The following is a 10,084-nucleotide window of genomic DNA, read 5'->3' on the forward strand; positions in this document are numbered from 1 at the left end:
TGTGGGCATTTTGACGCTTACAATGAAATTGCAAGAGGGGTTGGACTGGGACAAAAGCTAATAGATGAAATAATGAGTTGGATGAAGGGACAAGGTATCAATAGAGTAAAGCTACACGCATACTCATGGAATATAAAAGCAAGGGAATTGTACCAGCGTAATGGATTTAAAGAGTACGTAGTATCTTATGAAGCATTTGTATAGATGTAAAAGCAATAGAGACAGTTAACAGCTATTTGTTATACCTAGATTTTAGTCCTTTATTTTGGTATAAGTCATATCTTTTCATTAGGGGCCCTAGATTAAAGTCTATGGCTCTTTTTATTGATTTTCCCTTAATCATGTTGTATTAAAAAATGAAAAGGGGGAAGAAAGAATTGTCTAGACCACATGTATCATTATAAACTTAATAAAGCCATTGCTATTCACATTAATCAAAATACTGAGGCAGATTTAAAAAAATGTATTAATTTCTAAAACACTTGCCAAAAACAACCTATATGTGTTTAATATATATATATATGTAGTTCCTAAGAATTACAATATAGGTTCTAGTTTTGATTAATAGATTAGAATAGGAGAATGCTATATGAGTATATATGATAGAGAGTCATATTTTATTGAAAGCGTAATAGAGACACATAAAAAACGGCATATAGAAAAAGAGCTAATTTGTTTTTTTACACTAACAATTTTTTTATCCTGGTTATTTTGGACGCCTGCATTACTGAAGGCTTATAAAATACAGCTGTTTCTACCTGAAGAACTATTAATAAAGTTTGGGAATTTTACACCATCACTTATTGCAGTAATACTAACCTTAATAACTTTAGGAAAAATAGGTACTATAGAGATGTTAAAAGGCATTATAAAAGTTAGGTATGATTTGAAGTGGTATATATATACTTTGTTTCTCATGCCCTGCATTCTAACACTAGCTTATATTATTTCATATTTTGCGTCAGGTGTTAAATTTGAATCAATACTAATTTCTGTTATATTACCACAGGTGTGGACTCTATTTCCCTTAATAGCTTACTTCGTCATTATGCAGGGGCCTCTGGGAGAAGAGCTAGGCTGGAGGGGATATGCACTACCAAGACTATTGCAAACATATAACCCATTGAAAGCAAGTGTAATTGTTGGTGCTGTTTGGGCACTTTGGCATTTTCCAAAATTCTTTATCACAGATACTATTCAATATAGCATAGGCTTGACGTATGGTGTATTTGCAGCATTAATTGGTTATACATTTTATACAGTTATGCTGTCATTAATGATTACTCTGTTAATGATAAAAACAGGAGGAAGTATCTGGGCTGCGTTATTGTTTCATGCTATGGCTAACTTTTCTCATGGATTAATTACTATTTTAACTAATACTACTGGTGGAATAAGTATAATACTGGTAATGGTGATATCAACAAGTATAATTTTAAAGCTATTTAGAAGGGATTTATTACTAACACACTCACGGGTAAAGTGGAAGACCAATTAAAAAAGTATAATTAATCCTAAACTCACAAAACAAGTAATTTCACTTCTAGCTTATTTAATATAGCGATTTGAAGATGTAAAGCATGTTTTATTAAGACCATGTAGATATGTAAATTAATACCCTTTTAAAGCTGTAAAGAAAAAATAATTATAAGGGAGACTTGGTGATTGATGAAAATTGAAATAAGAAGACCTAAAACTATTGATATAGAGGAACTAGATTTATTTTTTAAGACGGTAGTGTGGGATACATTTAACAAGGAAGGTTTAGGCAACTTAAGTGAGGATATAGCAAATGAAATAATAGTTAAAAATGAATATTTAAAAAGTGATATAGATAGTGATGGAGAGAAAAGGTATTTTCTATTAGCGACAGCTGCTAATAGAATTATTGGAACCATAGAATACGGCCTTACCAGTGACTTAATTAATAACTGTACAAATGGTGAGTATAGAGGGCTAGTTGAGATAGGGACACTATTCGTTAGTCCCAATTATCAAGGACAAGGGGTAGGTAATTTGCTTCTTAATTCAATGTATATTACCTTAAAGAGCAGGGGAATTAAAGAGTTTTGCTTAGATAGTGGATATAAGAATGCTCAAAAGGTATGGGAGAAAAAGTTTGGCAAGCCTAACTACCTGTTAAAGGATTATTGGGGTAGTGGGGCTGATCATATGATTTGGCGAAAAAAGCTAGAAGATGTGTCAATAGCATTTAAAATATAGTAGCTATTGTTTGCTGCAACTATCAAAAAAGAAAACCAGCCAGTTATGTTGTGAGCTATTCCCAAATCATATTATAGGATGAATCAATATCCTCTACTATTTTAAAGCTATGCTTAGTGTATAAATGATAAGCAATATTGCTTTTAGTAACACATAAACTAATTTTATTTATGCCCTTCTCTTTAGCAACTGATTTCAAATATCTTAGTAAATAGTTACCAATACCTTGACGTCTAAATTGTTTGGCGACACCGATTACGAGTACGGGAATATCATGTGAAATATACCCTCTCATGTTGATGTTTTTGCTCCAATACCTGATAAATGCAGCTCCAGCAGGAATACTGTCAACCTCTGCTATTACAGCAGTATCACCTTTACGTTCACCAAAACCTTCGAGTATATGCTTTGTATAATCATAAGACAATCCTTCTTCCAGTGATGGAAGATTTTTTGCTCTGCTCCAGAAAACAGCTTCAAACAACATCTCTCTAAGGAAATGATAGTCTTTAGGGGCATATTTTCTACAACTTACTCTTTTCATTTGATATATCTCCTAACTATATATAGTTAACCTGAAACTATTACAGTTTGAATAGGGATTTGACACAAAGGTCTAAATAGTATTAATGCTGTTTAACACTTAACTTTCACTTATAAACAAGTTTATTTACTTTATTTCTTGTTATCTTCTATAGGAATTTGAATACTTATGTTTATTTTTCCAAAATAATAATCTGAAGACCTAATCCTTTCAATGATTACAAGATTACCTATTGGATATAAATCATTTTTTTTCATATGATCATAGAGTTTAACTATTTCATTATCAATAACATCATAACCTTGTACAAAACCTTCATAGTTTAAATACATACCTTCGGGAAGTATTATCCTATCAAAGCTATCAGCATTTTTAATCCCAGGTGTGTTCATTAAGCAAAAACTATAGTTATCATTATTTAAAGGAATTATATAGTTGTCTTGATAAGTATCTGAATAGTCAATGCCCTTAGATTTTAATACATCGTAGATGTCTTTAAGTGAGTATTTCAGTATATTTCCGGTATGAAGACAATTTAGAATTCTCTCGGCAAATAATGTCACATTAAAAGAACTACTATCAGTCATAAAGTTTTGGATATAGTTTATTTTTTTAACAATATATTGCTTTTTATTTATTAACTGTTCAATCCTAGAATCTATAGATGTAATTGACGACTTTAAGGCTTCCAGATAGCTGTCAACTGAATTGCTATTGAAAATAGCCTTCATATCTTTTAACGATATATCCATTTTTCTTAACAATAAAATTGTATCTAATCTATCTATTTCATTAAAATCATAAAGTCTGTAGCCGTTATCATCTATCTTGCAGGGAGCTAATAATCCCTCTTTCTCATAGAATCTAATTTTCGATGTAGATGTTTTCATTAGATCTGCAAGCTCACCTATTGTTAAGTATTTACGCAAAGTAAAACCTCCCCTTGACATTAAACCTACTTCAAGGTTTATTATATAGGAATAGTATAACTATTACAAACTATATTAAATTCTAACTTAGAGGAGAAGTAGATAAATGGAAAAATTAAAAAATAAAAATATTGATTTAGGAAATGACAGCATATCAAAAATATTTTGGAGCTATGCAATTACTTCTATACTTGCAGTACTGGCACAAAATACAGCGGGGTTTGTTGATGCAGTGTTTATTGGACGATACATTGGACCAGAAGGTCTATCTGCAATTACACTTATAATGCCAGTTTTTATGCTTCTTGGAGGAATAGGTACAATGGTTGCTGTTGGAGGAACAACATTAGCTGGTATATTTAAGGGAAAAGAGAATTTTGAAAAAAGCAACAATTACTTCAATGTTACAGTTGTACTATTAAGTATAGTATCGATTACTTCTACAGTTTTCTTGCTTGCTTTTAGTGGAAGCTTTTCAAGTTTATTGGGGGCTAGTGGAGTAGTAGCTGAGCTAATGATAGAGTATTCAAAAACACTTTCTTTATTCTTTTTACCTTTTTTGTTAAATTTTGCGTTTTTGTTCTTCTTAAAATTAGATGGAAAGCCTGTTGAAATGGTTTTGATTGTATTAAGTGGTACAGTAATAAATATACTACTAGACTATCTATTTATTGGAGTATTTGGATGGAGCATGAAGGGAGCTGCACTAGCAACTGGGGTTTCTCAATTAGTTCCTTGCATATTAATGATATACATTATAATGTTTAAATCAACCTGGAGGTTCTCAACTCCTGTCTTTAAAATGAAAGAAATATGGACAATGCTATTTAATGGTTCATCGGAGTTTTTAAGCATGTCAGCCACATCGGTTGCTGCCTTAATATACAACGTAATAATAATAAAGAGAATTGGATTTCAAGGGGTAGCAGCATATGCTGTAGCACTTCAGTTAACTACATTTTCCACATCGGTATTTTATGGCTTTGCAGAAGCAAACCAAGCTGCTGTTAGTTTTAATATAGGTGCAAATAAGCTTTCAAGAGTTGAAGGATTAAAAAAAGCCTCTATATATGCAAATCTAGTTACTGGTGTGATTTTATGCATAGTAACCCTTATGTTTAGTGAGAGGATAGCTAGTATTTTTGTAAAAAATCAAGCCACTATTATGATGGCTGCTGAAATTTTAGTTTATTTTGCAGTATCATTCATATTAAGCGGAGTAAACATAACTGTTGCTACTTACTATACCGCTGTAAATGCACCAGTGCTATCTGGAGCATTGGCAGTGCTTAGAAGTCTTATAGCTCTTACAATAGGGTTATTAACTATGCCCATTATATTTGGTAATAGTGGTATTTGGATGGCGGTGATTTTTACTGAGTTAGTGACAATTATTGTGGGTGCCCTATGCTTGAGAAAATATCCCTACGGATCTTGATAGAAAACACAGATAATAAGCTATAGTAGATAGTAATATGCTAGTATATAATTATAATCAAATAAAAAAAGACTAGCTCCACTTATTTTGAAGCTTGAAGTCATGTATATTACACTGAAGAAGCAAAAGTGTTTGTGAAGTGTATACTTAAAGGTACAGGAAGTGTAGAAAAAGGCAGTTCCATCTTATTACATATGGTAAAATAATAATTATACGTAAAACAGTAGCTACAGCCTGTAGTTAAGTCTAGCATATGCAGTGGCACTTATCTCCTGCTTAAGAAGCGGGAGTGTTAGTAATACAGCTGAGATAAAGAATAATGATTAGGAGATGAAGGATAATGTATGATAATTACATTGAAGCAGCTTCAGAAACAAATGCTGATGTCAACAGGTATATAGACATAGCATTAAATGATGAGGAGTTTAGAGGTATGTTGGTTAAAGAAATGATAGGCAACAGAAAAATAAATGTGTATTATCATTCATATATAATATTATCGGAAGTAGCTACTGTCAAGCCAGATACTTTAGCTTGTTTTTTGTGGGACTTTGCTTCATTATTAGAACACAAAAACTCATATCATCGCAACTATGGTATGGATTTGCTTTCTTCTATTGCAAAGGAAGTAGACGATGAAACTCTTAATAAGATAATTCCTTCATTTTGCAAACTGTTATATGATGAAAAAATATCAACAAGAAAGTATTGTATAACATATTCAATGAGGATTATTAATGCAAAGCCTAATTTATCTGATTTTATTGTGTTTAGTATAATAGAATCATTTAAAGAGCCAGAAAAGAATCCGAAGCATAGATGGCTATTAATAAAGGAATTTATAAGATTAATTGAAGATACAGGACTTCCTCTAAATAACAAGCTATTAGAGTTTTTCCATAGTGCGATAAATGAGGCCCCATCAAAAGCACATGTAAAAACCATAAAAAAACTTATTACTACCAGTAGTAGCAAAGATTAGGGTGAAGTGTAATACAGAAGAACAAGGATTTGATTTTTAATAATATGTTTATTGCTTGCTATTATATTTAATTACTAGTTGACAAGCTGTAAAATTATTTCATTATAAATAATATTCAGTTTATGATATAATTTTATTTACTAATAAGCTAAGATGGGAGGTTTGCAATGGCTATAATTGACATAGTGTTAAAAATAGATTCTGAGTTCTTAATTAAAGAAATAGAGTATGTTGGAGAGATGAAGGAATGGTTTAAGCATAGTCTTTTATTTAACTCAGTGGGCAAAAACATTCAGCACCTATTAAACACCTCCATTAAGCCTGAAGGAGGAATATTAGAAATAAACAGCAGGTTTTTTAAGTACCAAAGGTTAGAGAAAAAAGATGAAGTGATTTTATACTTAAGTGAAAGCTCAGTCCTTCTTGACTTCTATAATCAAGCTATTAACCATGTATCTGAGGGAGTTCAGATTTTTGACCGTAATGGATATTTTATGGATTGCAATCCTGCCAGTGAAAGACTTGAGAATTACAACAAGGAAGACTTTAAAGGAAAACACCTATTAGACCTATATGACTTAGAGGAAGAATATAGTACTGTATTAACAGTACTTAGAACACAAAAAGCTGTTGCAAATAGGTGTGATCGTTTCAAAACTTCAAATGGTAAATCACTAACCACAGTTAACTATGGATATCCATTGATAATAGATGATAATTTATATGGTGCTGTTGTTTTTGAGAGCGATTTTTCCCTATTAGATAAAATGAAAAACCGTGTTTCGGACTTAGCAACATATTTAGAAAATGAAGATACAGTAAATAATCAGCATTTATATAAGTTCGATGATATTGTACACTTGTCAAAAAACATGAAGGACACAATACATTTTGCAAAAAAGGTGGCGCTTTCAGATTCCAGTGTCTTAATTTATGGAGAAACTGGAACTGGAAAAGAGCTTATGGCTCAGAGTATTCATGCCTTTAGCTCTCGAAGACATAAGCCATTTATTGATATTAACTGTAGTGCAATACCAAGTAATCTTTTTGAAAGTCTCTTTTTTGGTACGGAAAAAGGGGCATTTACAGGAAGTGTTAAAAAGCAAGGCTTTTTTGAAATGGCTAATGGAGGAACTATTTTTTTAGATGAAATAAATTCTATAAGCCTAGAAATGCAGGCGAAGCTATTAAGGGTGTTACAAGAGAAAAGAGTTCAAAGAATTGGTGGAAGTAAATACTTTAAATGTAATGTTAGGATAATAGCAGCATCAAATCAAGACCTTTTTGAGCTTATGCAAAAAGATAAAATTAGAAAGGACTTTTATTATAGAATATCTACTATTAAAATTGAATTACCTTCTTTAAAGGAAAGAAAGGAATGCATTCCTGCCTTAGCTAATCACTTTTTAAATAACTTAGCTAATCAGTATAATAGAGATAAACTAGTATTTTCAAAGGAAGTTATTGATTTATTTCTTAGCTATGATTGGCCTGGAAATATAAGAGAGCTACAACATGCTGTAGAATATTCATTTAACTTTATGCCAATTAACTTAACAACATTAAAAATAAGTTATTTACCCGATTACTTAAAGCTATCACAACATGTAGAGCATAAACTAGAAAAAAGCTGTAAAAAAATTAAGGCATTAAAGTTAGAAGCTGAGGAATTGGGATTAAAGGAAAAAATGGAGGAATTTGAAGAAGAAGTTATAAGAGATACATTATTAAAGAATAATGGAAATATAACAGAAAGTGCCAAAAAACTAGGTATGAGTAGGCAAAGCCTTCAATATAGAATGAAAAAATTACAAATTAGTAGTAGCGGAGCAAAATAAATTTGCTATGGCGCCAAAAAAATTGGCGCCAATTTACTTGTTTATTAGAGGATTATAAGATGATAGAGCAAAATTTTTTTGCATTAATATACAAAAAATTAAGAAAATTTAAAAATTTATTAGAAGCCATATACATCAAATTACCTTATTAGAAATATAAATCTAGTCTTTACAATGGTTATAATGGGTTTTATTTTTTAGAAGATCAATTGGCATAGTACTTGCTCTATTTATATGCACTACATGGATAAGATAACGTTTTCAGAAGATTATCTTAATTAACTATTTAATAGGTATGGAGGTGAATGCTTTAAGAATCCATGTGCTTTCGACTATTGTAAATAAATAAGGAGGAGAGGAAATGTCAAAAGAAATAGCAAAAAAAGAAGATTCAATGCAATTACGTAAGGGTGTATTTTGGCCAGCTTTTCTTGTGGTTGGTGGTTCGGCATTATTGGGAATTTTAAATAATAAAATGCTTACAGAAGTAACTATGAATACCTTTATGTGGTCTCTAAGAAGCTTTGGGTGGATATATCAAATAATATCTATAGTTGCATTAATTACTGTTACTATTGTTACTTTTTCTAAGCTTGGAAACATTCGTTTTGGTGGTCCTGAGGCAAAGCCTAAATTTTCTTTCTTAACTTGGTTTGCTATGGCACTTACTGGTGGAATTGCAACAGGAGTTGTTACCTATGGAGTAAATGAACCTATAATCTATTTTGGAAATATTTATGGCGAGATGGCTCAAACTGGGGTGGAGCCAGGAACAGCTACGGCAGCGATATTTGCAATAGCCCGTTGTTTTTATAATTGGACCTTTATACCCTATGCAATGTATTCGTTGTGTGGACTTATAGTAGCATATATGTATTTTAATAGAAAAAAACCACTATCTGTAACAGCCACTCTAATACCTTTGTTTGGAGAGAAGGTTACTACGGGTATATGGGCAAATATAATAGACACTTTATCACTTTTAGCTATTGCTTTAGGACTAGCATCCTCTCTGGGGGCTGGGTTGGCATTAGTAGGCTCTGGGATAGAAGTTGCTTATGGAATAAATCAAGGAATAATAGTGTGGTTTTTATTAGCTGCCATTATAACAGCAACCTTTACGGTATCATCACTTCTAGGACTAGATAAAGGAATTAGATGGTTATCAGATATAAACTCAAAAGTGTTTTATGTTCTCTTGATATTACTATTTGTATTAGGACCTACTCTATATATCTTTAGAACCTCTACGGCGGGAATGGCCTATTGGCTACAGAATTTCTGGATTTGGGGACTTGATCCAATCGATATTGGTGGAGAAGCGCTTGTAATGTGGTGGACACTTTATGACTGGGCTATTTGGATTGCCTACGCACCACTTATGGGTATTTTCTTAGCTATAATATCCTATGGAAGAACTATCCGACAGTTTATGATAATTAACTGGATACTTCCCTCTTTATTTAGTGTCATTTGGTTTGGTGCATTTGGAGCAACTGCACTTAAGTGGCAGCAAGAAGGAACCCTAGACCTTGTTAGTACTATAAATGAAAGTGGTGCTGTTGCTGGTCTTTGGACATTTTTAGGAAACCTACCTCTAGGGTTTATATTTATACCTATTGTAATGATAACTCTAATATTATCATTTTCAACAGCAGCAGATTCAATGACAAGAACTATTGCTTCTCTATGCACATTAAACATTTCCCATGATCAAGAGCCACCTAGATGGCAAAAATTACTTTGGGGCTTATCAATAGGTATTATAGCATTTGTAATGGTAGCCTTCGCCGGTGGAGTTCAGGGTGTTGATGGAGTTAAGTTTCTAGCAGCTGCAGGAGGCACAATGGTACTATTTGTATTTGTACTTCAGGTGATATCAGCAATTAAGATGTTCTTTATCGATAAGCTTGTAGAATAATTTAATTATATACAACAGTTAAATAAAAGAGAGATTTCTCTCTCTTTTATTATTAAGGAGGCAATATTTGTGACAGTAGTTTTAAAAGCTGAGACGATAAATGAAGTTATAATAGGGAATGTTGACTTAAAGCTAGAAGAGTTTATAGCCATTGCCCGTTTTGGCGCAAAGGTAGAGTTTTCAGATGAATACTGCAAAAGAGTACTAAA

The 10,084-nt window shown here is 32.0% G+C and carries 9 protein-coding genes; 7 read left to right on the forward strand and 2 right to left on the reverse strand.

Annotated elements, in window-relative coordinates:
• From F8153_RS15160 to F8153_RS15170, 3 genes are all read left to right on the forward strand, one after another.
• The coding region (locus F8153_RS15160) for a GNAT family N-acetyltransferase (RefSeq protein WP_151867205.1) at positions 1-204 on the forward strand (204 nt) is incomplete at its 5' end.
• 385 nt (positions 205-589) lie between these two features.
• Positions 590-1,498: a CPBP family intramembrane glutamic endopeptidase gene (locus tag F8153_RS15165; protein WP_151867206.1), complete on the forward strand. Its 909-nt coding sequence runs from the start codon at positions 590-592 to the stop codon at positions 1,496-1,498.
• A gap of 170 nt (positions 1,499-1,668) precedes the next feature.
• The gene (locus F8153_RS15170) at positions 1,669-2,223 is read left to right on the forward strand and encodes a GNAT family N-acetyltransferase (RefSeq protein ID WP_243137007.1); all 555 of its coding nucleotides are present in this window, start codon (positions 1,669-1,671) and stop codon (positions 2,221-2,223) included.
• A 55-nt stretch (positions 2,224-2,278) separates the two neighbouring features.
• Here the strand turns inward: F8153_RS15170 and F8153_RS15175 are convergent, their stop codons facing one another.
• Positions 2,279-2,767, reverse strand: coding sequence for a GNAT family N-acetyltransferase (locus F8153_RS15175; protein WP_151867208.1), 489 nt, complete (start codon positions 2,765-2,767; stop codon positions 2,279-2,281).
• Between the two features lie 131 nt (positions 2,768-2,898).
• Entirely contained in the window at positions 2,899-3,696 is a 798-nt protein-coding gene (locus tag F8153_RS15180) for a helix-turn-helix domain-containing protein (RefSeq protein WP_192929854.1), read from the reverse strand.
• 106 nt (positions 3,697-3,802) lie between these two features.
• On the opposite strand from F8153_RS15180, the gene F8153_RS15185 reads away from it, so the two are divergent.
• The 4 genes from F8153_RS15185 to F8153_RS15200 all read left to right on the forward strand — a co-directional run bounded on the left by F8153_RS15185 (position 3,803) and on the right by F8153_RS15200 (position 9,875).
• Positions 3,803-5,134, forward strand: coding sequence for an MATE family efflux transporter (locus tag F8153_RS15185; protein WP_151859890.1), 1,332 nt, complete (start codon positions 3,803-3,805; stop codon positions 5,132-5,134).
• 340 nt (positions 5,135-5,474) lie between these two features.
• On the forward strand, positions 5,475-6,116 hold the full coding sequence (locus F8153_RS15190) for a hypothetical protein (protein WP_151859891.1): 642 nt from the start codon (positions 5,475-5,477) through the stop codon (positions 6,114-6,116).
• Between the two features lie 167 nt (positions 6,117-6,283).
• Positions 6,284-7,954, forward strand: coding sequence for a sigma-54 interaction domain-containing protein (locus F8153_RS15195; RefSeq protein ID WP_151867209.1), 1,671 nt, complete (start codon positions 6,284-6,286; stop codon positions 7,952-7,954).
• 361 nt (positions 7,955-8,315) lie between these two features.
• Positions 8,316-9,875, forward strand: coding sequence for a BCCT family transporter (locus tag F8153_RS15200; protein WP_151859893.1), 1,560 nt, complete (start codon positions 8,316-8,318; stop codon positions 9,873-9,875).
• Positions 9,876-10,084: the final 209 nt, after the last annotated feature.

The organism is Alkaliphilus serpentinus (assembly GCF_009017255.1).
Lineage (GTDB): Bacteria > Bacillota > Clostridia > Peptostreptococcales > Natronincolaceae > Alkaliphilus_D > Alkaliphilus_D serpentinus.